At 74.7% G+C, this 26188-nt stretch carries 23 protein-coding genes; 8 read left to right on the top strand and 15 right to left on the bottom strand.

Going from position 1 to position 26188, the window contains the following annotated elements:
* Positions 1–3 precede the first annotated feature (3 nt).
* The gene (locus HTV45_RS15040) at positions 4–324 is read left to right on the top strand and encodes a DUF3040 domain-containing protein (RefSeq protein WP_215206265.1); all 321 of its coding nucleotides are present in this window, start codon (positions 4–6) and stop codon (positions 322–324) included.
* A gap of 50 nt (positions 325–374) precedes the next feature.
* Positions 375–575, top strand: a complete 201-nt coding sequence (locus HTV45_RS15035) for a hypothetical protein (protein ID WP_215206264.1) — start codon at positions 375–377, stop codon at positions 573–575.
* An 85-nt stretch (positions 576–660) separates the two neighbouring features.
* On the opposite strand, the gene HTV45_RS15030 is transcribed toward HTV45_RS15035, so the two are convergent.
* From HTV45_RS15030 to HTV45_RS15005, 6 genes are all read right to left on the bottom strand, one after another.
* Complete coding sequence (locus tag HTV45_RS15030) at positions 661–1557, bottom strand: glycosyltransferase family 2 protein (RefSeq protein ID WP_215206263.1); 897 nt, start codon at positions 1555–1557, stop codon at positions 661–663.
* Positions 1554–2423, bottom strand: a complete 870-nt coding sequence (locus HTV45_RS15025; RefSeq protein ID WP_215206262.1) for a glycosyltransferase family 2 protein — start codon at positions 2421–2423, stop codon at positions 1554–1556. Before HTV45_RS15025 ends, HTV45_RS15030 begins: the two co-directional genes overlap by 4 nt.
* Positions 2424–2646: 223 nt before the next feature.
* A complete protein-coding gene (locus HTV45_RS15020; RefSeq protein ID WP_215206320.1) occupies positions 2647–3645 on the bottom strand; it encodes a glycosyltransferase family 9 protein in 999 nt (332 codons plus the stop codon).
* A gap of 56 nt (positions 3646–3701) precedes the next feature.
* Positions 3702–4697: a glycosyltransferase family 9 protein gene (locus tag HTV45_RS15015; RefSeq protein WP_215206261.1), complete on the bottom strand. Its 996-nt coding sequence runs from the start codon at positions 4695–4697 to the stop codon at positions 3702–3704.
* The gene (locus HTV45_RS15010) at positions 4694–5290 is read right to left on the bottom strand and encodes an HAD-IIIA family hydrolase (protein WP_215206260.1); all 597 of its coding nucleotides are present in this window, start codon (positions 5288–5290) and stop codon (positions 4694–4696) included. Before HTV45_RS15010 ends, HTV45_RS15015 begins: the two co-directional genes overlap by 4 nt.
* Positions 5287–6291, bottom strand: coding sequence for a glycosyltransferase family 2 protein (locus HTV45_RS15005; protein ID WP_215206259.1), 1005 nt, complete (start codon positions 6289–6291; stop codon positions 5287–5289). Before HTV45_RS15005 ends, HTV45_RS15010 begins: the two co-directional genes overlap by 4 nt.
* Positions 6292–6662: 371 nt before the next feature.
* Between HTV45_RS15005 and HTV45_RS15000 the strand changes: the two genes are divergently transcribed.
* Positions 6663–7103 carry an SRPBCC family protein gene (locus HTV45_RS15000; RefSeq protein WP_215206258.1) on the top strand — a complete coding sequence of 147 codons (441 nt, stop codon included), beginning with the start codon at positions 6663–6665 and terminating at the stop codon, positions 7101–7103.
* Between the two features lie 113 nt (positions 7104–7216).
* On the opposite strand, the gene HTV45_RS14995 is transcribed toward HTV45_RS15000, so the two are convergent.
* The 4 genes from HTV45_RS14995 to HTV45_RS14980 form a co-directional block, all read right to left on the bottom strand.
* Positions 7217–8368 carry an XdhC family protein gene (locus tag HTV45_RS14995; RefSeq protein ID WP_215206257.1) on the bottom strand — a complete coding sequence of 384 codons (1152 nt, stop codon included), beginning with the start codon at positions 8366–8368 and terminating at the stop codon, positions 7217–7219.
* Between the two features lie 288 nt (positions 8369–8656).
* Positions 8657–11083 carry a xanthine dehydrogenase family protein molybdopterin-binding subunit gene (locus HTV45_RS14990; protein ID WP_215206256.1) on the bottom strand — a complete coding sequence of 809 codons (2427 nt, stop codon included), beginning with the start codon at positions 11081–11083 and terminating at the stop codon, positions 8657–8659.
* Positions 11084–11085: 2 nt separating this feature from the next.
* Entirely contained in the window at positions 11086–11655 is a 570-nt protein-coding gene (locus HTV45_RS14985; protein WP_215206255.1) for a (2Fe-2S)-binding protein, read from the bottom strand.
* Entirely contained in the window at positions 11655–12545 is an 891-nt protein-coding gene (locus HTV45_RS14980; RefSeq protein ID WP_215206254.1) for a xanthine dehydrogenase family protein subunit M, read from the bottom strand. Before HTV45_RS14980 ends, HTV45_RS14985 begins: the two co-directional genes overlap by 1 nt.
* A gap of 343 nt (positions 12546–12888) precedes the next feature.
* Between HTV45_RS14980 and HTV45_RS14975 the strand changes: the two genes are divergently transcribed.
* A complete protein-coding gene (locus tag HTV45_RS14975) occupies positions 12889–14577 on the top strand; it encodes a PucR family transcriptional regulator ligand-binding domain-containing protein (RefSeq protein ID WP_215206253.1) in 1689 nt (562 codons plus the stop codon).
* Positions 14578–14722: 145 nt separating this feature from the next.
* On the top strand, positions 14723–15505 hold the full coding sequence (locus HTV45_RS14970) for a hypothetical protein (RefSeq protein ID WP_215206252.1): 783 nt from the start codon (positions 14723–14725) through the stop codon (positions 15503–15505).
* A gap of 170 nt (positions 15506–15675) precedes the next feature.
* Here HTV45_RS14970 and HTV45_RS14965 read toward each other — a convergent pair whose 3' ends face one another.
* The gene (locus HTV45_RS14965) at positions 15676–16464 is read right to left on the bottom strand and encodes a GntR family transcriptional regulator (protein WP_215206319.1); all 789 of its coding nucleotides are present in this window, start codon (positions 16462–16464) and stop codon (positions 15676–15678) included.
* A 316-nt stretch (positions 16465–16780) separates the two neighbouring features.
* On the opposite strand from HTV45_RS14965, the gene HTV45_RS14960 reads away from it, so the two are divergent.
* Together HTV45_RS14960 and HTV45_RS14955 are read left to right on the top strand one after the other, a co-directional pair.
* Positions 16781–17641, top strand: coding sequence for a (2Fe-2S)-binding protein (locus HTV45_RS14960; RefSeq protein WP_215206251.1), 861 nt, complete (start codon positions 16781–16783; stop codon positions 17639–17641).
* Between the two features lie 303 nt (positions 17642–17944).
* Positions 17945–18991 carry a DUF2637 domain-containing protein gene (locus HTV45_RS14955; RefSeq protein ID WP_215206250.1) on the top strand — a complete coding sequence of 349 codons (1047 nt, stop codon included), beginning with the start codon at positions 17945–17947 and terminating at the stop codon, positions 18989–18991.
* 66 nt (positions 18992–19057) lie between these two features.
* On the opposite strand, the gene HTV45_RS14950 is transcribed toward HTV45_RS14955, so the two are convergent.
* Positions 19058–19459: an ATP-binding protein gene (locus HTV45_RS14950; RefSeq protein ID WP_215206249.1), complete on the bottom strand. Its 402-nt coding sequence runs from the start codon at positions 19457–19459 to the stop codon at positions 19058–19060.
* A 202-nt stretch (positions 19460–19661) separates the two neighbouring features.
* Complete coding sequence (locus tag HTV45_RS14945; protein ID WP_215206248.1) at positions 19662–20282, bottom strand: hypothetical protein; 621 nt, start codon at positions 20280–20282, stop codon at positions 19662–19664.
* A gap of 272 nt (positions 20283–20554) precedes the next feature.
* On the opposite strand from HTV45_RS14945, the gene HTV45_RS14940 reads away from it, so the two are divergent.
* The gene (locus tag HTV45_RS14940) at positions 20555–22363 is read left to right on the top strand and encodes a helix-turn-helix domain-containing protein (protein WP_308309615.1); all 1809 of its coding nucleotides are present in this window, start codon (positions 20555–20557) and stop codon (positions 22361–22363) included.
* 6 nt (positions 22364–22369) lie between these two features.
* Here HTV45_RS14940 and HTV45_RS14935 read toward each other — a convergent pair whose 3' ends face one another.
* Positions 22370–24115, bottom strand: coding sequence for a pyruvate dehydrogenase (locus HTV45_RS14935; RefSeq protein WP_215206246.1), 1746 nt, complete (start codon positions 24113–24115; stop codon positions 22370–22372).
* A gap of 66 nt (positions 24116–24181) precedes the next feature.
* A complete protein-coding gene (locus HTV45_RS14930; RefSeq protein ID WP_215206245.1) occupies positions 24182–25882 on the bottom strand; it encodes a protein phosphatase 2C domain-containing protein in 1701 nt (566 codons plus the stop codon).
* Between the last annotated feature and the right edge of the window lie 306 nt (positions 25883–26188).

Raw genomic sequence — 26188 nt, 5'->3', positions numbered from 1 at the left:
ACGGTGTCCCTCGGTCGGCTCCCCGAACACGAACAGCACATCCTCGACGAGATCGAGCGGAGCCTGCGCCGCGACCGCCGGCTGGACCGGCGGCTGCGCACGTTCAGGGTCCGCGGGGGTCCCGGCGCGCGGCGCCTGCCGGCGCGTATCGCGTCCTGCCGCCCGCGCGGGTGGACGGTGGCCGCCCTCCTCGCGGTCTCCGTCACGCTGATGGTGACGGGCATCGTCACCTCGGCGCCGTGGGCGATCTGGCCGTTCGCCGTCGTCTGGCCGCTCACCCTCTTCGCGGCGTTCCGGCTGCTGTGCCGGTGGTCCGGCGGCTGAGCGTTCGCCGGCACGGGGCCGCGGGGACCCGGCCGCAGGAGGTGATCGTCGTGCCCGAACCCGGAAGCAGGAAGTACGACACCCGCCGGGCCCGTTCCCGCAAGGACGCGGAGGGATCCGGAGTCTCCGACCAGGACGCCGGCGCGGCCGCCGGCGAGGAGCCGCGGGAGGGCGAAGGACGGCGCAGCCGCGGTCCGCGCACCGAACGCGGACGCGGACCGAAGGGCGAGCGCCCGGGTGGTGCCGACTGAGCGCCCGGAGCACCCACCCGCAGGCCGGGGCCCGCTCAGCGACGACGGTGGGCGGGCCCCGGCGCACGTCTCCTGGTGTCCCGGCTCAGCCGGTGTAGCGGCGGGCCGTGGAGCCGCGCTGGGAGGGTTCCAGCAGCCGCAGCCGGGACTCCACCTCGCGGGGGAGGACGCGGCGTTCGCGCAGTACCCAGGGCAGGGCGGCCGCCGCCTCGGCGAAGGCGAGCAGGGAGGTGGTGTCGCGCGGGACCGTGCGCGCCAGGTTCAGGGTGCGCCGCAGTGCGGGACCGGCCGGGCGGCGCAGCCAGGTGAACCACAGCGTGTTGCGGATGCCGTGCCTGCGGCGCAGGGTCGGGTCCCGTGCGGTCGAGGCCTGGTGGTGGATCGTCAGGTGGTCGGCGTAGGTGAGCCACCAGCCGTCGGCCGCCAGGTCGGCGGCCAGAAGTTCTTCCTCACCGCCGAGCCAGAGCCGCGGATGGAAGCCGCCCGCGGCACGGAAGGCGTCGGTGCGCAGGACGGTCGCGGCCGCCAGGAACGATCCCAGGGCAGGGCCGGGCAGCCAGCGCGGACCGGGCACCGGTGACTCGCGCAGTTCGCGGACGATCGGGTCGTCGGTGCCGTCGGGTTCGACGATGATCCGCGCCGTGACCGAACCGACCTCCGGGTGCCGGTCCAGCAGGTCGGCGGCGCCGGCCAGCGATCCGGGCGACCACCAGGAGTCGTCGTCGCAGAACGCGACGTAGGGCGTACGGACCTCGCGTACGGCCAGATTGCGGCCGACGGCGCCGAGGTTGCGCCCTGGGCACAGCAGCCGGATGCCGGGGTGGTGGCGGGCGACGGCTTCGGCGGTGCCGTCGGTGGAGCCGTTGTCGGTGACGATCACCCGCGGCTTCTCCGGGAGTCCGGCGAGGTGGCCGAGGGTACGCAGCAGTTCGGGACGCCGGTTGTGGGTGATGACGACGACGGTGGTGCGCGGGTCGGTCATGCGCTCCTCCCCTCCAGGAGGCGGGCGGCCCTTTCGACCCGCGGGGGCAGGGGCCTGCGGTCGTGCAGGGCCGCCGGCAGCCGGACGAGGGCCTCGCGCAGGGCGCGCCGTGCGTGGTGGTCGCGGCGCGCCTGGGCGGCGAGGGCCCGGGTGCGGGCGAGGGCGTACGGGACGGGTCGGCGCAGCCATGCCGTGAGGAGGGCGTTGCGGTGCTGGAGCGCCGGGCGGCCGGAGCGGGCCGCGGGGGCGGGATGGTGGTGGGCGACGACTTCCGGACAGTGGCTGACGCCCCAGCCGCGCGCGGCGAGGTCGTAGGCGAGCAGGGTCTCCTCACCGCCGAAGAAGAGCAGCCGGTGGAATCCGCCGGCCTGGAGGTACGCGCTGCGGCGGACGACGGCGCCGCAGGCGAGGAAGCCGAGCACCTGGGTGCCCGGGAGATCGGGGGCCGGGCCGAGCGGGGAACCGGCGAGGACGTCGTTGAGCGGGTCGGGGTCCGCGGCCGGACCGACGAGCGTACGGGCGGCGATCAGTCCGAGCCGGGGGTGCGCGTCGAACAGTTCGGCCGCCCGGCCGAGAGCGCCCGGTGCCCACCAGGAGTCGTCGTCGCTGAACGCCACGTACGGGGTGGTGAGGGCGCGGGCCCCGTGGTTGCGGGCGAGGGCACCGTGATTCACCGGGAGGGCCAGCAGCCGGACCCCGGGGAAGTCGCGGGTGACCATGGCTCGGGTGCCGTCGGCCGAGGCGTTGTCGGCGACGAGGATCTCCGGCCGCTCGGGCAGCTCGAGCAGGTGCCGCAGAGTGACGGCGAGCCGGTCACGGCGGTCCCGGGTGGCGATGACGACGCCGAGGGGGCGTTGGGCCGTCATGAGGCGTCCTCCCTTCCGGGGTGCGGGCCGCCGCCCGGGGCACGCCGGCGGCGATGGCCGCGGCACCGCGCGCGGGCGCCCGCACACCGGCTGACGGCCGGCCGTACGGGCTCGGTGCGGGCGTCGCTCTCCGCTCGCCGGGCCGCGTCGGGGAGGGTCCGCGTCGGGTGCGGGGCGGGGGCCCGCGTGCGGCGGGCGCGGGGCGTGGTGGCGGGGGACGGCGTCATCGCGGGTTCGGGCCTCCCAGCGGGGCGGGCAGGCGGTCCAGGGCGTGGAGGACCTCCTCGGGGGTGATGCGCAGCAGCGCCGGGCCGGGACGGTCGGCGTGGGGGTCGCCCGGCGGGCCGTGCCAGAGGGCGATGTGGCGCGGCCGGGCGGGCGGGCCCCACTGGCTGGGCGGGACCGGGCCGAAGAGGGTGACGGTGGGAGTGGCGTGGGCGACCGCCAGGTGGGCGAGCCCGGTGTCACCGCTGACGAGGACCCGGGCGCCCGCGACCAGGGCGGACAGCCGGTCGAAGGGCGGGCCGCCCGCGAAGACGTCGGTGTCGGGCAGGCCGGCCTGCTTGGCGAGCCGCGCCACCAGGTCTCCCTCGTCCGGTCCGCCCGTGACCACCACCCGCCGGCCGCGGTTCCGCAGGGCGGTCGCGACGGCCGCGTACCGCTCGACCGGCCAGCACCGGGCGGGGGCGCCGGCGCCGGGGTGCAGCACGACGGCACCGGGGGCGGGGGACACGGTCTGCGGGCGGGGCAGCAGCAGGTCGGTGGGGTCGGCGTCGATGCCGTACGAGTGGAGCAGCCGGCACCAGCGGTCGCGCTCGTGTTCCCCGGCGTACCAGGGCGGGCCCCCGATCTCCGGGGTCCCGGGGTGGGCGAAGGCCAGCAGGCGCAGGGGGCGCAGTCTCTGCAGCAGGCGGTGGCTGGGCGGTCCGTTGCCGTGCAGGTCCACCGCGATGTCGGGAGGCGGGCCGGTCCAGTCGAGGGAGCGCGGTACGGCGCGGGAGGGCGCGGAGGCGGGCAGCAGCCGGTCGACGGCTCCGGTGGCCCGTGCGGCCGGCGCGAGTTCGGCGGGCGCGGCCAGTACCAGTTCGTGGCCGGGATACTCCCGCCGCAGTGCTCTCAGCGCGGGAACCGCGGCCAGCAGGTCCCCCAGACCGAGGGCGCGCAGGGCGAGGAGCCGCGCCCGCGGTGCGGAGGCCGCCGAGTCGTGCCGTACGGGCCGCACGTCGCCGGGGCAGGACCGGGACTGCGCGGAAGCCGCGCCGGGCGCCGGGCGGCCGCTCACCTGATCACCTCGCCGGCGAGTTTGCCGACGGCGGCGACGACGTCGTACGCGGTGACCTCGTCGAGACACGGGTGGCCCGGTACGGGGCACTGCCGGGCCCGGGTGCCGGCGCACGGTGCGCGCTGGTCGCCGAGGAGGACGTACGGCACGCCGTACGGCCGCCAGCGCTCGGCGGGGACGACCGGCGAGAACAGGGACACCACCGGGGTGCCGACGGCGGCGGCGAGGTGGGCGGGGCCGGTGTTGCCGGTGACGACGCAGTCGGCCCCGGCGAGCACTCCGGAGAGTTCCGCGGCGTCCGTGCGGCCGCCGAGGTCGACGGCGTGGTCACCGGCGACGTACGCGGTCAGGTCCCGCTCCCCCGCGCCTCCGGTGACCACCACCCGGCGTCCGGCGGCGGCGAGTTCGCGCACCGCCTGCGCGCACCGGCGGGGGCTCCAGGCGCGGGCGGGCACACTGGCGCCCGGATGGACGGCGACGTAGCCGCCGGAGCCGGTCAGCGCCTCGGCCGGGGGCGGCGGGAGCACCCGCAGCCGGGTGTCGTCGGGCCGGGGGAAACCGGCGGCCTCGGCGAGGTCGAGCGCGGCCTCGGCCTCGTGGGCGTGCGGGGCGCGGTGGTGGCGGACGTCGAGGAGGGAGCCCGGGTAGTCCTCGCTGTCGGCGGCGATGAAGCGGACTCCGGCCAGGCGCAGCAGCAGGGCGGCGGGCAGGGGCGACTGGTGGAAGGAGGTGAGGATCAGCGCGGTGTCGGCGTCGACGGCGGTGACCAGTGCGTCGACCTGCTCACGGCTGACCCCGGGTGGGTCGAAACCGGTCCAGGGCGAGTCCCAGACCAGCACCTCGTCGACGCCGGGCAGCAGCCGGGCGGCGGGTGCGCCGTGCGGGCCGCACAACACGGTGACATGGCCGGCCCGGGCGGCGACGGCACGCACGGCGGGTCCGGCGAGCAGGACGTCGCCGAAGCTGTCGAGCCGGGTGACGAGGGCCTTCACGCGCCCCTCCGGGGCTCGGGCCGTCCGGCGTCGGATGCCAGGACGGGCGGGGGGCCCGGGGGGCGGTCACCGGGCGGGGGGCCGAGGAGCAGCCGCACCGCTGCCGGGAGGTCCGGGGCCACACAGGGGGCCGCGGACGTCTCCTCGGGGAGGGTCTGCGGGGTGGGGACGAGGATGCCGCGGGCGCCGGCCCGGCGGGCGGCCTCCAGGTCGGAGCCGATGTCGCCGATGACGACGCAGTCGGCCGGGTCCGTGCAGAGACGGCCGGCCGCCCACAGCACCATCCCCGGGCGGGGTTTGCGGCAGTGGCAACCGTCGTCGGGACCGTGCGGGCACAGGGCCCATACGTCGAAGGGGCCGAGGAGTTCGTCGACGCGCCGGTTGACGCGGCGGGCGTCGGCCTCGGTGAGCAGCCCGCGCGCGATACCGGACTGGTTGGTGACGACGCCGGTGCGGATGCCGTGTGCGCGCAACTCGGCGAGGGCCTCGCGGGCGCCCTCGACGGGCCGCACCAGGGCGGGGTCGGCGTTGTAGGGGACGTCGTGGACCAGGGTGCCGTCGCGGTCGAGGAGCACCGCCTTCACCCGGCTCACCGGGCCGCCTCCGGCCAGGCGGGGGCGTGGCGGTGGCGCCAGGCCCCGGTCAGCCGGTGCCAGGTCGCGGCGGGCGGTATGGCCACGCTGGTGGCCAGCACGGTCGTCACCTCGTGCCGGGTGCGCGGTCCGGGGACGATCCGGGCGCGGGCGAACTCGGCGGTTCCGGCGGCCCAGCCGAGCGCGCAGGCCGTGGCCGCCGCACGGTGCCCGGTGGCCCCGAGGACGCAGGCCGCCGCCCCCGCGGCGGTGATCGCGGCGTGTCTGCGGATCCGGCCGCGCGGCGCCACCGCCTTGGCCCACCAGTCGGGGCCGTGCAGCCGGCACATCAGGGCGTCGTCGGCGTGGCCGCGCTGCTGTCCGAGGGACGCCCAGCGGGAGGCGGGGCGCACCGGGTGCAGGGTGGTGCGGTGGCCCCGGCGGATGCGCCAGCCCGCGTCGAGGAGGCGCAGCGCGAGGTCGGCGTCCTCGCAGAAGGCCCGGGAGAAGCGTTCGTCGAAGCCGCCCGCCTGCTTCAGGGCCCCGGTGCGGTAGGTCATGTCGGCGGTGGTCCAGCGGGCCCGGGCGAGCCCCGCGGTGCCGCGTTCCCAGTCGGTGGGACGGCGCCCGCCGGGCAGCGGCACGGTGATGACCCCCTGGACTCCGGCGGTGTCGGGGGACGCCTCCTCGAGGTCCTCCAGGAGCTGCGCGCACCAGCGGGGCCCGACCTGGACGTCGTCGTCGAGAAAGGCGACCCAGGGCGCGGTGACGGCGCGCAGCCCGGTGTTGCGTGCGGCGGCCGGTCCGCGGGCGCCGCCGTGCAGGACGGTGGTGCGTTCGCGCAGGTCCCCCAGGACGCTGAGCGCGTGGCCCAGCGCGCCGGCCGGTGGCGCGGGGCCGGGGCGGTCGTCGACGAGGACGATCTCGTCGGGGCGCGGCCCGTGCGCCGCGGCCAGCGCGGCGAGGCAGTCGGCGAGGGTGTCCCGCACCAGGGTCGGGATCACGACGGCGTACGACGTCATCCGAACGCCCTCCCCCGGGCTCTGGTACCAAGGCTGCGCATCGGGGCTGTGCTCCGTCCCTGAGAGGTCCGAGGTGCTACCGGGACGCGGGTGCCGCGTTCGCGGTTGTCTCAAACACTTGGACACAGCTTGTCCCATATCGCCCCGATCGGGCATGTCGTGAGTCATCCGGGGGCACGTCCCGGCGGCCGCCCTCGCCGGGGTCATGGTCACGGCGCCGACGCGGGCGGCGACCGTGATCACGCCGGTATTCGCGCCGCGGGAGCGTGGAGACGTCGCCCGGTCGCGACCGGGCCCGCTCGCGACTGGGCCGGCCGGGTGAGCGGTGCCTGGCCTGCCGCCGGACGTCCGCGGTTTCCTAGGATTCCCCCGTGGCCACCTTCCAGCTCCAGCGCACCGCACCACTCCCCCTCGACGAGGCCTGGCGCCGGCTCACGACATGGCCCCGTCACGGCGATGTGGTCCCGCTGACCCGTGTCACGGTGACCACTCCCCCTCCCACCGGCGAGGGCACCGTGTTCGTCGCCCGCACAGGCCTGGGCCCCCTGTCCTTCGACGACCCGATGGAGGTGACGGTGTGGCAGCCCCCGGCGGGCGACACCCCGGGCTTCTGCCGCCTGGAGAAGCGGGGCCGTGTCGTCACCGGCTGGGCGGAGATCGAGGTGCGGCCGGGTCCCGGGGGCGGGGCCCGGGTGGTGTGGCGGGAGGAGATCCGGGTCCGGTTCCTGCCCGCCTCCGGTGAGGCCGTACTGGCCCGTGCCGGGCGCCGTATGTTCGGGCGGGCGGTGAACCGGCTGCTCCGGCGGGCGTGAACCGGCGGCGCGTGAGGGGCGGCGGCACCGACCGGCGCGAAGCCGACAGGACGGCGCGGGCACGGCGGACCTTGTCGGGCAGGTCCGGGACGGGCCTGCTGACGGCCGGCCGGTCAGGCCACCGGGCCGGTACGGTCCGCCGGGCCGGTGGTGGCGTCGTGGTGGATCGGGGTGTGGGCGCCCGCGAGGGGCACCCCGGTCCCGCCGCGCCGGTTCGCGACGATCTCCGCGGCGATGGACAGGGCCGTCTCCTCCGGCGTGCGGGCTCCCAGGTCCAGGCCGATGGGGGACCTGAGACGGGCGAGTTCCAGGTCGCTCACGCCGACCTCGCGCAGGCGGGCGTTGCGGTCCAGGTGGGTGCGGCGGGAGCCCATCGCGCCGACGTAGGCGACCGGGAGGCGCAGGGCGAGGCGCAGGAGTGGTACGTCGAACTTGGCGTCGTGGGTCAGGACGCACAGGACCGTACGGGCGTCGACGGAGGTGTGTTCCAGGTAGGTGTGGGGCCACTCGACGACGATCTCGTCGGCCTCGGGGAAGCGGGCCCCGGTGGCGAAGACCGGGCGGGCGTCGCACACCGTGACGTGGTGGCCGAGGAGCTTGCCGAGCCGTACCAGGGCCGAGGCGAAGTCGATCGCGCCGAAAATGATCATGCGGGGCGGGGGGACGGAGGACTCGACCAGCAGGGTGAGCGGTGCTCCGCAACGCGATCCCTGCTCTCCGATCTCCAGGGTGCCGGTGCGGCCGGCGTCCAGGAAGGCGCCCGCCTCGGCGGCGGCCGTGCGGTCCAGTTCCGGGTGGGCGCCGAAGCCCCCCTCGGACGAGCCGTCCGGGCGGACCGTCAGCGCGCGGCCCAGCAGTTCCGCCGGGCCGTTCACGATCCGCGCCAGCGCCGCGGCACGCCCTTGTGCGGCGGCGGCGAGGGCGGCGGCGAGCACCGGGCGTGCGGGGTCCGCTGCACGGACCGGTGCCACCAGGATGTCGATGACGCCCCCGCAGGTCAGCCCTGCGGCGAAGGCGTCCTCGTCGCCGTATCCGAAGCGTTCCAGGACGGTTCGGCCGTCCCTCAGCGCCTGCTCGCACAGCCCGTACACCGCGCTCTCCACACAGCCTCCGGAGACCGAGCCGATGGCGGTGCCGTCGGCGTCGACCGCGAGGGCGGCCCCGGGCGTGCGGGGCGCGCTGCCGCCGACCGCCACGACGGTGGCGACCGCGAAGTCACGCCCCTGCCCGACCCACCGGTTCAGCTCCTCGGCGATGTCCAGCATGTCCGGGTCTCCTCGACTGCGTTCGCGTGAAGGTGCGGTGGGTGGAGCGGGAGGGGGGAACACCCCCGGCCGCACCGCCGCCGGGGAGGCGGGTTTCCGGGCCCGTGTCCTCGGCGGTGGCCTCCGGTTCGAGTGATTGCCGGGCATGCGGGCCTGCTCCCTCCCGAGGTGCACAGGGGCACCCTGACGCCGCCGCCCGGACCGGGCCGGGATGTGCCTCCCCGCCCCGCTCCCGGCCCCGCTCGGACAGGGCGGGAAAGCACGACCGGCCGCGACGACGGCGCGGGATCACACCGTGCCCGTGAGGTGTTCCGGGCGGACCGGGGTTCGGTTCAGCTCCAGGCCCGTGGCGGCACGGATGGCCGCCAGGACGGCCGGGGTCGAGGACAGGGTGGGCGCCTCGCCGACGCCGCGCAGACCGTAGGGGGCGTGGTCGTCGGCGAGTTCGAGCATGTCGACGGGGATGGTCGGCGTGTCGAGGATGGTGGGGATGAGGTAGTCGGTGAAGGAGGGGTTGCGCACCTTCGCCGTCCTCGGGTCGACGATGATCTCCTCCATGACCGCCACGCCCAGGCCCTGGGTGGTGCCACCCTGGATCTGGCCGATCACGGACAGCGGGTTGAGCGCCTTGCCGACGTCCTGCGCGCAGGCCAGTTCGATGACCTTGACCAGGCCGAGTTCGGTGTCGACCTCGACGACGGCGCGGTGCGCGGCGAAGGAGTACTGGACGTGGCCGTTGCCCTGGCCGGTGCGCGGGTCGAAGGGTTCGGTCGGCCGGTGCCGCCACTCCTCCTCGGCGTCGACGGCGTCGTCGCCGAGGACGTCCGCCAGATCGGCGAGCACCTCGCCGCCGTCGGTGACGACCTTGCCGCCCTCCAGGAGGAGTTCGGCCGTGGCCCAGGCGGGGTGGCAGGAACCGAACCTGCGCCGGCCGAGTTCCAGCACCTGCTCGCGGACCAGCTCGCAGGCGTGTCTGACCGCTCCTCCGGTGACGTACGTCTGCCGGGAGGCGGACGTCGAACCGGCCGAGCCCACTCGGGTGTTCGCCGGGTGGATGGTGACCTGGCCGACGCCCAGCTCGGTGCGGGCGATCTGCGCGTGGACGGTGACGCCGCCCTGACCGACCTCCGCCATCGCGGTGTGCACGGTGGCGACCGGCTCACCGCCCACCACCTCCATGCGGACGCGGGCGGTGGAGTAGTCGTCGAAGCCCTCGGAGAAGCCGACGTTCTTGATGCCGACCGCGTACCCGACCCCGCGGACGACGCCTTCGCCGTGCGTGGTGTTGGACAGGCCGCCCGGCAACTGGCGTACGTCGGCGCCCTCGCTGGACTCCCACTGGCGCTCCGGCGGCATGGGCATCGCCTTGACCCGGCGCAGGAGTTCGGCGACCGGCGCCGGGGAGTCGACGGGCTGCCCCGTGGGCAGGAGCGTGCCCTGTTCCATGGCGTTGAGCTGTCTGAGCTCCACCGGGTCCATGCCGAGCTTCGCCGCGAGCTTGTCCATCTGGGCCTCGTAGGCGAAGCACGCCTGGACCGCGCCGAAGCCGCGCATCGCGCCGCAGGGCGGGTTGTTGGTGTAGAGGGCGATGGCCTCGACGTCGACGTCGTCCACGATGTAGGGGCCGACGCCGAGCGAGGAGGCGTTGCCGACCACGGCCGGGGAGGCGGAGGCGTACGCGCCGCCGTCGAGGACGATGCGGCACTTGACGTGGGTCAGCCTGCCGTCCGCCGTGGCACCGTGTTCGTAGGACAGCCTGGCCGGGTGGCGGTGGACGTGGCCGAAGAAGGACTCGAAGCGGTTGTAGACGATCTTGACGGGTTTGCCGGTGCGCAGGGCGAGCAGACAGGCGTGGATCTGCATGGACAGGTCCTCGCGGCCGCCGAACGCCCCGCCGACGCCGGCCAGGGTCATCCGTACCCTGTCCTCCGGCAGGCCGAGGACGGGCGCGATCTGGCGCAGGTCGGAGTGGAGCCACTGGGTGGCGATGTAGAGGTGGACGCCGCCGTCCTCCTCGGGCACGGCGAGGCCGGACTCGGGGCCGAGGAAGGCCTGGTCCTGCATGCCGAAGGTGTACTCGCCCTCGACGATCACGTCCGCGCGCTCCCGTGCCGCCGCCACGTCGCCGCGCACGATGGGCTGGCGGTGGACGACGTTGGGGTGCGGGACGTGGCCGATGACGGGGGTCCCCCCGGCGCCGGAGCCTGTCGGAGGCGAGAGGGGGAGGTCGACGCGGTTCTCGTGGACGAGGACCGCGTCGGGAGCGGTGGCGGAGGCCTCGTCGGTGATGACGGGGAGGTCGCGGTACTCCACCTTGATCTTCGCGGCGGCGCGGCGGGCGGTCTCCGGATGGTCGGCGGCGACGATCGCGACGGGTTCGCCGTGGTGGCGGACCTTGCCGTGGGCGAGGACCGGGGTGTCCTGGATCTCCAGGCCGTAGGTACGCACGTCGGTCGGCAGGTCGTCGTAGGTCATGACGGCGTACACGCCGGGGAGCGCGAGGGCCTCTCCCGTGTCGATCGACACGATCTCGGCGTGGGCGACGGTGGAGCGCAGGATCTGGCCCCAGAGCATGTCCTCGTGCCACATGTCGGAGGAGTACGCGAACTCGCCGGTGACCTTGAGGGTGCCGTCGGGGCGGAGGGTGGACTCGCCGATGCCGCCCTTGGTGCCCGAGCCCTGTGTGATCTTCGTGGGAACGCCGTTCGTGGGCATGCTCAGGCCCCCTCGGACTGGCGGGCGGCCGCCAGGCGGACCGCGTCCATGATCTTCTCGTAGCCGGTGCAGCGGCACAGGTTGCCGGAGAGGGCCTCGCGGATGTCCGCGTCGCTCGGGTCGGGGTTGTGCTCGAGCATCTCGTCGGCGGCGACCAGCAGTCCCGGGGTGCAGAACCCGCACTGGACGGCGCCGGCGTCGATGAACGCCTGCTGGACCGGGGAGAGCGCGGTGCCCTCGCCGGTCTGCGAGTCGGCGCCCCGGGCCCGCCACCCCCCGGCCTCGTCCGATGAGGTGCCACAGGCGCTGCCGCGGGCCCGCTGCCGCGCGAGATCCGCCAGGCCCTCCACGGTGACGACCTCGCGGCCCTGGGCCTGGCCGGCGGCGACGAGGCAGGAGCACACGGGCACGCCGTCCAGGCGGACCGTGCAGGAGCCGCACTCGCCCTGCTCGCAGGCGTTCTTGGACCCGGGCAGCCCGAGCCGCTCGCGCAGCACGTACAGCAGGGACTCGCCCTCCCAGACGTCGTCGGCTTCCTGGGGGCGTCCGTTGACGGTGAAGTCGATGCGCATTACGCGGCTCCCTCGGGGATGCGGCGGGCGCCGCGGTACGACTCCCAGGTCCAGGTCAGGGTGCGGCGCGCCATGACGCCGACCGCGTGGCGGCGGTAGCCCGCGGTGCCCCGGACGTCGTCGATGGGGTTGCAGGCGGCGGCGCACAGGTCCGCGAACCGCTTGGCGACCGAGGGGGAGACGCTCTTCCCGTTGTCCCAGGAGCCGCCCTCCTCCAGGGCCGCGTTCAGGAACTCCTCGGCGGCCTGCGCGCGCACGGGCGTCGGGGCGGCCGAGCCGATCCCGGTACGCACCGTCCTCGTCTCCGGGTGGAGCGCGATCCCGAAGGCGCACACGGCGATGACCATGGCGTTGCGGGTCCCGACCTTGGAGAACTGCTGCGGGCCGCCGGCCTTCTTGATATGGACGGCGCGGATCAGCTCGTCGGGCGCCAGCGCGTTGCGTTTCACGCCGGTGTAGAACGCGTCGATCGGGATGCGGCGCGATCCGCGCACCGACTCGGCCTCGACCTCGGCGCCGGCGGCGAGCAGGGCCGGGTGGGCGTCACCGGCCGGGGAGGCGGTGCCGAGGTTGCCGCCGACGCCGCCGCGGTTGCGGATCTGCGGGGAGGCGACCGTGTGGGAGGCGAGGGCGAGGCCCGGCAGCTCGGCGCGCAGATACTCCATGATCTTCGCGTACGGGACGGAGGCGCCGAGCCGTACGCTGTCGTCCCCGACCTCCCACTCCCCGAGGTCGCCGATGCGGTTCAGGTCCATGAGCTGTTCGGGCCGGCGGTGATCGAAGTTGATCTCGACCATCACGTCGGTGCCACCCGCAATCGGCACAGCGGCGGGGTGCTCGGCCTTCGCGGCGAGCGCCTCCTCCCAGCTGGCGGGGCGAAGGAAGTCCATGACCGGCTCTCTTCTTCGTCTCGTGGGGCGTACAGATCAAGCCAATCCGTGTGCGGCGGGCCCGGCTCTTCCATGGGGTGTTCACACGCAGTGGACCCAGTACACCGCCGCGTGCTCCGCATGGGTCAGTCACGGAAGCCATGAAGGAGTTGGCTGGCCAGCAAAGGCATCTTGTAGATTCGTATGAACGGAGGCCGTCTGTGTCCTCCCCACCTTCCTCCGGGAACGGTGGACACGGTCCGGGAATCGGCCGACACCGCTGATCAGCCACCCGACGGGCGCTCACCGGACGGTCCGGGCACGGTCCGTCCCCGATATCGAGACAGAAACGGCGGCGACGAGAATGCGGCTGCGCGCACTGCTGGAGACCGACGCGCTGGGCCTGGAGCTGCTCGGCGGCGAGGACGAGCTGGACCGCGGTGTGCGTGGGGTGATGACCACCGACCTGAGGGACCCCAGCCGCTACCTCTCGGGCGGGGAACTGGTGCTCACGGGCCTGGCCTGGCGCCGGGACGCCGCCGATTCCGAGCCGTTCGTACGGCTGCTGGCGCAGGCCGGGGTGGCCGCGCTGGCGGCCGGCCGGGCGGAGCTCGGCGAGGTACCGGACGACCTGGTCGCGGCCTGCGCGCGGCACCGGCTGCCGCTGTTCGCGGTGCACGAGTCGGTGGCCTTCGCGACCATCACCGAGCATGTCGTACGGCAGGTCTCCGGCGAGCGTGCCGGGGACCTCGCGGCCGTCGTGGACCGGCACCGGCGGATGATGACGTCGGGCCCGGCGGGCGGCGGTCCGGATGTCGTCCTCGACCTGCTCGGCTCCGACCTGGACCTGCGGGCCTGGGTGCTGTCGCCCACCGGCCGGCTGATCGCGGGGCCGAAGGTGGCCGGGTCGGCGCAGGCGGAGCGGACCCTGCCGGCCGCGGTGTGCGCGCGGCTCGCGGCGGAGCGGCTGGCGGCCGCCCGCACCGGCCGGCCCGGACCGCACCGGGTGACACTGGACCGGACGACGTACAGCCTCTTCCCGGTGGACGGCAGCGGACGCACCGCGCCGGGTGCGGGGGATGCGCGCGAGGGCGCGCTGTCCGACTGGCTGCTGGCCGTGGAGGCGGATGCCGGGGACTGGGCCGAGGAGCGGCTGGACCTGCTGCAGGGCGTCACCCAGCTGATCGCCGTCGAGCGGGACCGCCGGGACGCTGCGCGCACCGTCCGGCGCCGGCTCGCGCAGGAGGTGCTGGAGCTGGTCCGGACGGGCGCCGCGCCCGCCGAGATCGCCGCGCGGCTGCGGGTGGCCGCGCCGGTGCTGCTGCCCGGACTCGGGACCGCCCCGCACTGGCAGGTGGTGGTGGCCCGGGTCGAGTGGGACGGCGGGGAGGCCGGGGGTGGTCCGGTGGCGCGGACGCTGCTGGAGGAGATCCTGGTCGACCCGGCGTCGACCGGCTCCGGGCAGGCCGACCGCGTCGCGGTGGCGTACACCGGCGACGAGGCGATCGCGCTGGTACCGCTGCCCGCCGTGTCCGGAGAGGACGGCCACTCTTCCGGGGGAGTGCTCGCCGAGGCCCTGCTGGAGGCCGTACGCGATCCGCTCACCGCGGGCCTCGACGGAGACGGCCGGCTCACCCTCGGCGTCTCCGCCGCCGTGCACTCCGCCGACGGGCTGCGCGGCGCGCTGGAGGAGGCCCGGCACGCCCGGCGCGTGGCCGCGGCACGCCCGGGGCGGGTCTGCGCGGCCGGCCATCAGGAACTCGCCTCGCACGTCCTGCTGCTCCCCTTCGTCCCCGACGACGTACGGCGTGCCTTCACCGCCCGCCTGCTGGACCCCCTGCGGGAGTACGACCGCAGGCACCGTGCCGAGCTGATCTCCACCCTGGCGGCGTTCCTGGACTGCGACGGCTCCTGGACCCGCTGCGCCTCCCGGCTCCATCTGCATGTCAACACGCTGCGCTACCGCGTCGGGCGCATCGAGCAGCTGACGGGCCGTGACCTGTCGCGCCTGGAGGACAAGCTGGACTTCTTCCTCGCGCTGCGCATGAGTTGAGCCGACGGGAACCCGTCCGGCCCGTTCGGGTCCGCGACGCATGACTTTGTGAAATCCTTCACCCACCCTCTTGGCCGGGCCCTGTGGTTCGTGCTGAGATGCGGCCACCACTCAACAGCTCAATGGCGTGCTCGGGGAGGGCAACGTGGCGCATACCGCCATGTCCGGTGACGGAACGACCGCCGATGGCGATCCGCTCCAGACGGCGGTGTGGCGGTTGCGCTCACGTGCCTGCTGGGCCGACGCGGCCGCACTGCTCACACCCGCCACCGCGGACACGGCCCTGCAGCGGGCGTCGCTGCTGGTGGAGCGGTGTCTCTACACGGAGACGGGGTGGGAGGAGGCCGAGGACGCGCTGCGGACGGCCGAGGCCCTGGCGCACAGTGACGACGAGCGGGGCGCGGCCGCTTGTGAACGCGGGTACTTGGCCTACGCGGCCACGCTGTTCCGGGTCCGCGACCGGGCGGACGAGGCGCGGGCCGCGTTCGGACGGGCGGCGGCGCTGATCGCTCCGGGGGCGGCGGGGCGGCCGCTGCTGGACTTCCGGCGCGGGCTGATCGCGGAGAACCTCACCCGGTCCCCGCAGGCGGCGCGGGCCGCCTACCGGCGCGCCCACGCGGGTGCCACCGCGCACGCCGACCCGCTGCTGCTGTCCGGCACCTGGCGTCATCTGGCCGGACTCGCCCTGCGCGACGGCGAGTTGGCGGAGGCCCGGCACGGCTTCGCCGAGTCCCTCCGGATCCGCGAGGAACTGGGCTTTCTCGTCGGCACCGCTCCGGCGCTGGTCTCCCTCGCCGCCACCGAGGCCGAACCGGAGGCCTCCCGCCTGCGCGAGGAGGCCCACCGCCTCTTCCGGCTGCTGGGCGGCGTTCCCACCTGGCTCGCCGGCCAACTCTCCCCACCGGCCCCGGACGCGGCAACAGCCTGACCCCGCCCCCCGCCGGCCCTTCCCAGCCCTTCCCTGCAGCCCGTCCGGCGTTTGAGGACGAGGCCGTTCAGGCCGAAGGGGGTCCGGGGCGCAGCCCCGGGGACGGGAAGGGAAGGGGCGACGGGGGCGCATCACATCCACCACACCCCGAGCGACCGCAGCCGCCCCGCTCAGACACCCCCGCCGAAGTGCTCCCCCACCAGCACCCGCACCGCCTCGACGTCGCCCGCGATCAACGCGTCCAGGAGCACCGTGTGCTCATGCGCGTCCGCGACCAGCTCCGCCCGCCCCCGAGCCCCGGACGCACCCCCGCCGAGCGGCCACTGAGCCCGCCGGTGCAGATCCTCCGCGATCCGCACCAGCTGTTCGTTCCCGGCCAGCCCGAGCACCGCACGGTGAAACGCCCGATCGGCCTCCGCGTACGTCGCCCGGCACCCGGAGGACGCCGCGCGCACGGCGGCCTCCGCCAGCGGCCGCAGCCCGGCCCACCGCTCGGCCGGCACGGTCCGCGCCAGCCGCAGCACCACCGGCACCTCGATCAGCGCCCGCACTTCCGCGAGTTCGGCCAGTTCCCGCGTCCCCCGCTCGACCACGCGGAACCCGCGGTTGGGCACGACCTCGACCGCGCCCTCCAGGGCGAGCTGCTGCATGGCCTCCCGGACCGGCGTCGCGGAGACCCCGAACCGCTCGGCGAGCACCGGCGCGGAGTACACCTCACCGGGGCGCAGGTCGCCCGTCACCAGCGCGGTGCGCAGTGCGGCGAGGATCTGTCCGCGCACGGAGGAGCGGTGGACGACGGTCCGTGGCCGGGGAAGAGCCGGCTCGCTGTGCGTGTGCTCCCCGCGTACGGGGCCCCCCTCGACGCCACCGCGCTCACCGGCCCGCACACCGGCTCCGGCCCTCGCCCCGTCTCCGGCCCGCTGCCGGTCCGTCTCCCGCGACGCGGGCTGGGCGGGCACCCGGTACCGCCCCGGACCGCCCGCCGCGCGAGCCGATCCGGCGGCCGGCCCGGCGACAGCCCCGGCGGCAGACTGAACGGCGGCCCCGGCGGCCGGCCCCGCGGCTGCCCCCGGCTCCGCCCCCACGGAGCCCTGCGTGCCCTGCTTCACAAGGTCCTCCCGCGGACGTGTCGGTACTTGCGGTCATTACGGAGGCTTGTCACCCCCGCGTCAAGCACCATAGGCGCACTGGACACCAGTTCACATCTCAGAGATCTTCGGTAAGGTGAGGCTTACCTTTATTTCTCGGTCCCTCGAGACACGAATGGGTGGTCCCATGCCTGTGCCCGGTTCGGCCGTCGCGGACGCGTACGCCCGCCTGGCGGAGGCCTTCCCCGCACTGGCCGTCACCGAGCTCCGCGCCGGCGAGGAGCTGCCCCGGGGCGGCGGCTGGGTCGCCGCGACGGAGCTCGCCGAGGGCGGTTCCGCCCTGGACTCGTTCCTGACCTGGGACGACGCCCAAGTACTGCGGGACTACGGCCAGCAGGCCCGCCCGGACGTGATCGCCAGTTTCGGCCTGCACCGCTACGCCTGGCCCGCCTGCCTGCTGATCACCGTGCCCTGGTTCCTGCACCGCCGGGTGCCGCGCTATCCCGTGACGCACGTCTCGTTCGACCGGACCGCCGCCGGTCTCGCCGTCGGCCGTATGGCGGTGCGGCCGGACGGCTTCGCCTGCCTGCCCGGCGACCCCGCCGCCGCACTGCCCGGCGCCCGGGTGGTGCCCGACGAGGAGGCGCTGCGGGCGGAGGTGCGCGCGGCGGTCGCCCAGCACCTCGAGCCCGTCCTGGCCGCGTTCGGCCCCCGGATGCGGCGGCGCGGCCGCGCCCTGTGGGGCATGGCGACCGACGAGATCGTCGAGAGCCTGCGGTACATCGCGCAGTTGCTCGGCGAGGAGGAGCGGGGACTGAGCGAGCTGGAGCGGCTGCTGCCGGGCGCGACGACACCGTACGTGGGCGCGGCCGCCTTCCGCCGCCCCGCGGGACCCGGCGGCGAGCCGGGGAGCGCCACCCGGGACCGGGTGAGCTGCTGCATGTTCTACACGCTGCGCCCCGCGGACATCTGTGCCACCTGTCCCCGTACCTGCGCCAGGGACCGGGCCGCGGAACGCTCCACCACCCTGGTGGCACAGGCCGGTTGACGTCGCGTCGAACAACGCACACCCTGCCGGGGCCATAGGATCCGACGTCCGACGCCCACCAGAGGTCACAGGTGATTCACAATTCCCTCACCTGTCGCGGGAACTATCCGTGGAACCACCCGCACGGGTACTGTTATTCGAACCCAACTCCCGCTCCTCATACGGCAGTTCGAGCAGAACGTCGCCCTGGGCACCCCCCTCGCACATCCTTGGCGGCCTCTTGCCCCGAAACCCCCTGAGGGCCCCCGGGGTTGGGTCACTATGGCGGGCGTTACGCCCTATCCCAATGCAAGGGACCCCTAGATGAGACTGACCGACATATCGCTGAACTGGCTGCTTCCGGGCGCCGTGCTGCTCCTCGGCATGCTGGCGGCGGTGGCGGTGCTGGCGCGCGGGAAGCGCTCCTCGGTCAAGGACACGAGCGCGGACGATTCGTGGGAGCGCAGCGAGGAGCGCCGGCGGCGCAAGGAGGCCCTCTACGGCACCGTCTCCTACGTCCTTCTGTTCTGCTGTGCCGCGGTGGCCGCGGCCCTCTCCTTCCACGGGCTGGTCGGCTTCGGCGAGCAGAACCTGGGCCTGACCGGCGGCTGGCAGTACCTCGTCCCGTTCGGTCTGGACGGCGCGGCGATGTTCTGCTCGGTCCTCGCCGTGCGCGAGGCCAGTCACGGTGACGCGGCCCTCGGCTCACGCATACTCGTATGGACGTTCGCCTTCGCCGCGGCCTGGTTCAACTGGGTCCACGCCCCTCGCGGCATCGGCCACGCGGGCGCCCCGCACTTCTTCGCGGGCATGTCCCTGTCGGCGGCGGTCCTGTTCGACCGGGCGCTGAAGCAGACCCGCCGGGCCGCCCTGCGTGAACAGGGCCTGGTCCCGCGTCCGCTCCCCCAGATCCGTATCGTGCGCTGGCTGCGCGCGCCACGGGAGACCTACGGCGCCTGGTCGCTGATGCTGCTGGAGAACGTGCGCAGCCTCGACGAGGCGGTCGAGGAGGTCCGCGAGGACAAGATCCGCAAGGACGAGGCGAAGCAGCGCCGGCGCGGCGAACAGCGGATGGAACGGGCCCGGCTGAAGGCGATCAGCCGTGGCCAGCGCGCATTCACCGGCGGCCGGGGCGGCGGACGTGAGCTGGAGACGGCGACCGTGGAACGCGAATCCGACATGGTTTCCGCGGAGCCTGCCATATCGCCGAAGGAGGCCCTGCCCGTCCCCGCGCGTCCCTCCCTGCAGCCGGTACGCACCGGCGCTGACCCGCTGCGGGTCGACCTCACCGCCGAGGACGACACCCAGGCCCTGCCCCGCCTGGACTCCCTGGAGCGCAAACTGAAGGATCTGGAGCAGCAGTTCGGCTGACGCCGTACGTGGCCCGACGGGGGGTGCGGCCCGCACCGGCCGCGCCCCGCGCCGCTCGACCGGACTTCAGGCGGCGTCCGCCTCGAGCTGGAACCAGACGGACTTGCCCACGTCGTGCGTTCTGACGCCCCACTCGTCGGCGAGCGACTCGACCAGCACCAGCCCCCGCCCGTTCGTCCCCTCGGCCGCGCCCGGTGCGCGCGGCCGCGGCACGCGAGCCACGAAGTCCCGTACCTCCACCCGCAGTCCCGCCGGTCCGACGACGGCCGTCAGCACCGCCCCGTCGTCGGTGTGGACCAGCGCGTTGGTGACGAGCTCGCTGGTGAGCAGTTCCGCGACCGCGGAGCGTTCCGGTGTCCCCCAGTGTGCGAGCAGCTCGCGCACCGCCCTGCGGGACTCGGGTACCGCTCTCAGGTCCGCCCGTCCCAGTGTGCGCCTCAGCCGATCCGCCGAAGCCTGACCTCTCATGACCCCCGCCCGCGTGCCGATGTCGATTCCCCCTGCTGCTACGCGTTCACGGGAATCATTGCCCGGTCACCCACCCGGCAGTCATGTCTCATCGCCGCAACCGGTTGTTGGCCGAAGTGCAGTGGCCACACATGTCCCGGGGCCGTCCTCCCGACCCCCGTGGCGAGAGGACGACCCCGGTGTTCGCGGTGGTCGTGCGGACTCAGTGGAGCTTGTTCACGGCCTTCTTCGTCGTCTTCTTGAAGGCGGCCACCGGGGCGTCCCCGAAGTCGCCCATCTGCCCCCAGCCGACGACCGTCACGGTCCTGCCGTCCCGGCCCACGGACAGCAGGTGGATGTCCGTGGCACCCCAGGAGGTCTCGGTGTGCAGCCCGTGCACCGTCGCCCCCTCCTCGACCGGCAGCCTGCCGTAGTAGCGTCCCTCGGCCTCGGTCTCCGGATCCGACCCCTCGATCCGGTCGGCGCAGGAGCGGATCTCCTTGTGCAGCAGGGCGGCCAGCGCCCTGCCCTTCGCGGCGGAGCCGGTGACGACGGTGACCTGTGCGGCACCCGTGTCCAGGTCCGTGTGGAAGACCCGGTGCCGGTAGTCGTACGCGGGTACGCCCTCGCCCAGGCAGTAGGCGAGTTCCACCGGAAAGCCGTCGGTGACCGGGCCGGCGGCCCAGGCGGACGTCGGATGCCGGGGCAGCTCGGACGCGGCGAGGAACCTGGGCGGGGCGGCCTTCTTCGGCGCGGCGCCGGCCGGTGCGGTGAGTACGGAGCCGGCCGCGAGGGCGGCGGCGGTCAGCGCGGCGAGTGCGGTCGCCCGGGTGCGCATGGGCATGGGTGTCCCCCGTGAGAGGTGCGTGATGGAATGGCGAGGCGGTACGCCGTGCGGACCGGCCGTGCCGGTCCGCACGGTGGCCGTCGGGGTGGTGCCAAGAGCATCGGCCGCCCCGGTGGACGGGCGCAAGCGTCGTCGCCGGATCCACCGGCATGGAACCATCCCAGCCCGTCCGACGTGCAGATACATGGGGTGCCTGGGATGCCGTCCCGGGTGCCGGTCCGGGTCGGAGCGAGTGCGGGGTGACGGTGTCGGTGTCGACACAGGACGACGTGGCTGGATTCGCGGCGCTGCTGCGGGAGCTGAAGGAACGTACGGACCGCAGTTACGGCTCGCTGGCCCGCCGCCTGAACATGAACACATCGACTCTGCACCGCTACTGCGCGGGCGAGGCGGTCCCCGTGGACTTCGCCCCCGTGGAGCGCTTCGCCGCCCTGTGCGGCGCGACGGGCGAGGAACGCCTGGAACTCCACCGCCGCTGGCTCCACGCGCTACAGGCCCGCCAACGCCCACGCACCACGGACGGCCCGGCGTCGACGGGGACGCCCACGGGCTCGGACCCGGAGCCGGACTCGTCCCCGGAGCCCGGTTCCGGATCGGCAGCGGCCACGAGCCCCGGCCGCGCCACGGAGACAGCACCCCGACCGGAATCGGCCACGGCGTTCACCCCCCGCACCGGAACTGAACCGGCGTCACGGACGAACCCGGCCACGGACTCGGCCACTTCTGGCAGCTCCGGCCACGGAGCGGAGGCGGCCGTGCGGCGCGAGGCCGGCGGCCGTGCGCTCCCCGGTGCCTCCCCGGTGGACGGTGAGACAGCGGGCGCTGACCCCGAGGGGGCCGGGGAGCCGGACGCCGACGCCGTCACGGGGCGTCCGGCGACACCGGTGGACTTACGTCGCGCCGCCGAGCCGGCCGGCGCACCGGACGCCCCGAGCGGGCCCGCTCTCCCCCCGCGGAACACCGGTTCCCGTACCGCGGGCGGGGCGGCGAGTGGTCCGGTCACCGGGGCAGGCGGGGCCGTGAGCACCGGGGCGTCCGCGCCCGCGGCCGGCCCTGCGTCCGACACGGCCGTCGTCAGCGGCCCGCGGCCGCGTGGCACGGGGGACGCGGGGAAGGGCCCGCGTCCCTGGTACCGGCGGCGCAAGCGGGTCGCGGTCGCCCTGGCCGCCGCGTGCGCGCTGCTCGCCACCGTGGGAAGTCTGTCCGCGCTGCCTGACGGCGGGACAGCGTCCGGCGGCCACAGGACCCCCGGCGGGGCCGCGCACGTGTCCCCGACGGCCGGCCCCGTCCGCACGCCCCACAGCCGTGCCCCCTCCCCCTCCCCCACACCCTCCGGCCCCCGCCCGGACCCCGGTTCCCGGTCCCGCTCCGCGACGCCGGCCCCGGGTGCCGACTCCCCCGGTCCGGGGCCCGCTTCCACCTCCCCGGTGGAGCCGAAGGCGCGGCCCGCCGCCGGGCCCCCGCCCCTCACCTGGTCCGCCGACTCCCACGTCTGGGCGCACGGGTGCGGTCACGACTACGTCGTCGCCAAGCCACCGAAACTGGTCCCGCCGCCCCCGGCCCCGCAGGACGCCGCCACCTGGGCCGGGACGCAGTCGGCCGTGCACGGGGGCGAGACGATCGTCGAACTGTCGGTACAGGGGACGTCCGACACGGCCGTCGTCCTCACCGCGCTCCGGGTCCGCGTCGCCGGGCGGGCCGGTCCCGCGCCGGGGAACGCGTACGCCATGGACCAGGGCTGCGGCGGCGCGCTCACCCCGCGGTACTTCGACGTGGATCTGGACAAGGACCGGCCCATCGCCCGTGCCGTGGCCGGGAACGACGCGGGTACGCCCATCCCGGCCGTGCGGATGCCCTACCGGGTCTCCGCGACCGACCCGGAGGTGCTGATCGTCACCGCCCGTACCGCCGGCTGCGACTGCCGCTGGTATCTGGAGCTGGACTGGTCCTCGCAGGGCCGCTCCGGAACGGTCCGCGTCGACGACCACGGCCGGCCGTTCCGCACCAGCGGTATCCAGGGCCTGCCGCGCTACGAGTACGACACCTCCGCGCGCGACTGGCGGTCCCGCACGGAGTGAACGCCCTCATCTCCGGGGGATGTTGCGCAGATTGGACCGGGCCATCTGCGCCATCCGGCCGACCCCGCCGTCCAGCACCATCTTGGAGGCGGACAGGGCGAAGCCGGTCACCATCTCCTTGCTGATCTTCGGCGGGATGGACAGCGCGTTGGGGTCGGTGACGACGTCGACGAGGGCCGGGCCCTTGTGCTTGAGTGCCGCCTTCAGTGCCCCGGCGAGGTCCTTCGGCTTCTCCACCCGCACCCCGTAGGCACCGCACGCGCGGGCCACGGCGGCGAAGTCGGGGTTCTTCATGGCGGTGCCGTGCGAGGGCAGTCCCGCGACGAGCATCTCCAACTCGACCATGCTGAGGGAGGAGTTGTTGAACAGGACCACCTTCACGGGCAGGTCGTACTGCACGAGGGTGAGGAAGTCCCCCATCAGCATGGTGAATCCGCCGTCGCCGGACATCGACACGACCTGCCGGCTCCGGTCGGTGAACTGCGCCCCGATGGCCATGGGCAGCGCGTTGGCCATCGAACCGTGGGAGAAGGAACCGATCACCCGGCGGCGGCCGTTGGGCGAGATGTAACGGGCGGCCCACACGTTGCACATGCCGGTGTCGACGGTGAACACCGCGTCGTCGTCCGCCATCTCGTCCAGGACGGACGCCACGTACTCGGGGTGGATCGGCACATGCTTCTCCACCTTCCGGGTGTATGCCTTCACCACGCCTTCCAGCGCCTCGGCGTGCTTCTTCAGCATCCGGTCGAGGAACTTGCGGTTGTCCTTGGTGCGGACCCGGGGCGTGAGACAGCGCAGCGTCTCCTTCACATCGCCCCACACCGCGAGGTCCAGCTTCGAGCGCCGGCCGATGATCTCGGGGCGCACATCGACCTGGACGATCTTCACGTCGTCGCCGGGGAGGAAGGCGTTGTACGGGAAGTCGGTGCCGAGCAGGATCAGCAGGTCGCACTCGTGGGTGGCCTCGTAGGCGGCGCCGTAGCCGAGCAGTCCGCTCATGCCGACGTCGTACGGATTGTCGTACTGAATCCACTCTTTTCCGCGCAGAGCGTGCCCGACGGGCGACTTGATCTTCCCGGCGAACTCCATGACCTCCGCGTGGGCGCCCTTGGTGCCGGCGCCGCAGAACAGGGTGACCTTCTCGGCCCGGTCGATCATGTCGATGAGGCGGTCGATCTCGTCGTCGCCGGGGCGGACGGTGGGCCGCGAGGTGACCAGCGCGGTCTCGGGGGCCTGGTCCGGTGCGGGCTCGTCGGCGAGGTCGCCGGGAAGAGTGACGACACTGACGCCGGAGCGGCCGACCGCGTGCTGGATGGCGGTGTCCAGCAGCCGGGGCATCTGCTTCGGGCTGGAGATCATCTCGCTGTAGTGGCTGCACTCGCGGAACAGCTGGTCGGGGTGGGTCTCCTGGAAGTAGCCGAGGCCGATCTCGCTGGACGGGATGTGCGAGGCGAGGGCGAGGACCGGGGCCATGGAGCGGTGGGCGTCGTAGAGGCCGTTGATCAGGTGGAGGTTGCCGGGGCCGCAGGAGCCCGCGCAGGCGGCCAGCCGTCCGGTGACCTGTGCTTCGGCGCCGGCGGCGAAGGCGGCGGTCTCCTCGTGCCGGACATGGATCCAGTCGATGGCGGAGTTGCGGCGCACGGCGTCGACGACCGGGTTGAGGCTGTCTCCGACGACGCCGTAGAGGCGTTTGACACCCGCGCGGGTGAGGATGTCGACGAACTGTTCCGCGATGTTCTGTTTGGCCATGGGTTCCGTCTGCCCCTCCGGTGCCGAAGATGCCTGACGGGTTCCATGAATTCACACCGGACGCGCTCACGCCTCCCAAACGGCGACGGCCGTGCGGTCGTCGGCGTATCCCTTGACCCGTACCTGGGTGTCCGCGAGGAAGGCGGCGAGGCCGGGCGGCTCGGGGCGCGACCACCGGTCGGCCAGGTGGGCGCGGAGTTCCCGCTCGCCCCGCAGGGGGTCGGCGAGGCCGGTGCCGCACAGCAGCAGGGTGTCACCCGGCCGGGCTACCGAGGCGCGGAAACGGAAGGGCTCGCGGGGCGGTCCGGGGGCGGGCTCGTACGGGCTCGGGGGTGTGGGGATGTTCAGGTCCATGGTGAGACGGTCGCCGGCGGGGGTCTCGGAGGGCGGTGAGCCGAAGGAGAGCACGGGGTCGCCCTTGACCTGGGCGACCTCGGGTTCGATGTCCTGCCACTCGCCGTCCCGCAGCCGGAAGAGTCCGCCGGGGCCGACGCCGAAGAAGACCCGGGTGCTGCACTCGGGGTCGGCGGGCAGCAGGAGGCAGCGCAGGCCGGCCGTGTAGGCGTCGGGTTCGAGGCCCTGCTCGGCGGCGCCGGCCCGGAGCCTGCCGAGGGTGCGGTCGGTCAGGCGGTGCAGCCCCGACTTGAGGTCGCCGCGCCGGGCGGCCCTTATGTCGTCGACGAGGCGGGCGTGGCTGCGGCCCACCGCACCGCCGATCCAGCGGCACGCCTCGGCGGCGGCCAGATGTGCTTCCGGCGCGGTCCGGGCGCCGGTGGCCAGTGCCACGAGGAGCAGCGCCCGCTCGCCCGTCCCGAACCGCGCGGTGAGCAGCGCGTCACGCCGGTGTTCTCCCCGGTAGCGCGCGGAGTCGCCGCGTACCGAGGCGGCCCGCAGGGTGCAGGCACCGTACCGGGCGCCGTCCAGCACGGTGTCCGGCACCAGGCCGTCCAGAGCGCCGGGGTCGGCTTCGGGGAGGGCGGTGGGCTCGGCGTCGTAGGTCGGGGGCCGGGACCCGACGTAGCCACGGGAGGGGGGCGTGGGGCGCGGTGCGATGCGGGGGTCGGCGGAGGACGGCGCCTCCTCCGGCCCGGGGGCGGGCCCACCACGGGCGGTCCCCCGGTTCTCCGGCGCCGAGGCGGGGAAAGGCGTCCAGGTACCGAAGGCCATCGGCGGCAGCCCGGACGGCATCCCTTCCGGAGCACCCCGGCCCGCGCCCTCCGGGAGACTCCCGTCCGCGTCCTGTGGCCCGGTGGCCTCCCGGCCCACGTCCCACGGAGCCCGACGGCCGCTGCCGGGGCCGCCCCGGCCCGCGGACCGGAGGTCCCCCACGTCCCCGGCGCCACCCCGGCCCTCCGGGGCACCCCCTCCCCCCTCACGCCCCCGGTCGTCCCCGGGGACCCCGCGCCCCCTGTCCTCCGGGGTCTGCGACCCCGCGGTCCCCGGTGCGCCCCCGTCCGTGTCCTCGCGGGGCTCCGGCGCGGGAGGCCGGCGGGGCGGCGGCGGGAAGGTCACCGGGCCCGCCGACGCGGCGGGCGGAGGTTCCCACGGGGCGCGGGTGGGCCGGGCGGGGGCCGGACGGGGCGCGGGGAGTCGCGTCGCGGGCGCCGGACCCGGCCGTCCGGTGTCCAGCGCGTCGGACGCCGAGGCGAAACGGTCGTCCAGGGAATCGGGCGCCGGTGCGGGGCCCGTGTCGTCGGTTGTGTCGCCGTACAGCCGCTCCCACCAGTCGTCCTCGGGGCCGGTGGGCCTTCCCCCCTGCTGACTCATGCCCCCAATTGTCGCCCGCGGGGGCGCGAAGAAAACGGGGCATCCGGAAAATGTCCGTCTCGCGCGGCAGCCGGGACGACCTGTCGGGTGAACGTGGGGACGGCTGTGCGACCGGAGCACCGCAGCCGGTCCGGCTGCGGGTCCGCATCGCGCCGGCGGGCCCACTGTGCCCGCCCTGCGCCGTGTCCAGACCTCCTGCACTCTGGACAGGTGACTCCGCTCCCCCCACCTGAAGGTAAGGGGGCTTCCAACCCGAGGGTTGCGGTCCAGCCCGAACCAGTCCCTCACGGGACGAAAGGAAGTTAC

The sequence above is a fragment of the Streptomyces sp. CHD11 genome (assembly GCF_018638295.1).
Lineage (GTDB): Bacteria > Actinomycetota > Actinomycetes > Streptomycetales > Streptomycetaceae > Streptomyces.
The sequence above is the reverse complement of the archived record's forward strand: the minus strand, read 5'-3'. Positions and strand labels throughout refer to the sequence as shown.

Excerpts from the sequence above, each read along its gene's own strand:
- HTV45_RS15030 (WP_215206263.1), bottom strand. The coding sequence starts at position 1,557 with ATGACCGACCCGCGCACCACCGTCGTCGTCATCACCCACAACCGGCGT.
- HTV45_RS15025 (WP_215206262.1), bottom strand. The coding sequence starts at position 2,423 with ATGACGGCCCAACGCCCCCTCGGCGTCGTCATCGCCACCCGGGACCGC.
- HTV45_RS15005 (WP_215206259.1), bottom strand. The coding sequence starts at position 6,291 with ATGACGTCGTACGCCGTCGTGATCCCGACCCTGGTGCGGGACACCCTC.
- HTV45_RS14995 (WP_215206257.1), bottom strand. The coding sequence starts at position 8,368 with ATGCTGGACATCGCCGAGGAGCTGAACCGGTGGGTCGGGCAGGGGCGT.
- HTV45_RS14990 (WP_215206256.1), bottom strand. The coding sequence starts at position 11,083 with ATGCCCACGAACGGCGTTCCCACGAAGATCACACAGGGCTCGGGCACC.
- HTV45_RS14985 (WP_215206255.1), bottom strand. The coding sequence starts at position 11,655 with ATGCGCATCGACTTCACCGTCAACGGACGCCCCCAGGAAGCCGACGAC.
- HTV45_RS14980 (WP_215206254.1), bottom strand. The coding sequence starts at position 12,545 with ATGGACTTCCTTCGCCCCGCCAGCTGGGAGGAGGCGCTCGCCGCGAAG.
- HTV45_RS14975 (WP_215206253.1), top strand. The coding sequence starts at position 12,889 with ATGCGGCTGCGCGCACTGCTGGAGACCGACGCGCTGGGCCTGGAGCTG.
- HTV45_RS14960 (WP_215206251.1), top strand. The coding sequence starts at position 16,781 with ATGCCTGTGCCCGGTTCGGCCGTCGCGGACGCGTACGCCCGCCTGGCG.
- HTV45_RS14955 (WP_215206250.1), top strand. The coding sequence starts at position 17,945 with ATGAGACTGACCGACATATCGCTGAACTGGCTGCTTCCGGGCGCCGTG.
- HTV45_RS14950 (WP_215206249.1), bottom strand. The coding sequence starts at position 19,459 with ATGAGAGGTCAGGCTTCGGCGGATCGGCTGAGGCGCACACTGGGACGG.
- HTV45_RS14945 (WP_215206248.1), bottom strand. The coding sequence starts at position 20,282 with ATGCCCATGCGCACCCGGGCGACCGCACTCGCCGCGCTGACCGCCGCC.
- HTV45_RS14935 (WP_215206246.1), bottom strand. The coding sequence starts at position 24,115 with ATGGCCAAACAGAACATCGCGGAACAGTTCGTCGACATCCTCACCCGC.
- HTV45_RS14930 (WP_215206245.1), bottom strand. The coding sequence starts at position 25,882 with ATGAGTCAGCAGGGGGGAAGGCCCACCGGCCCCGAGGACGACTGGTGG.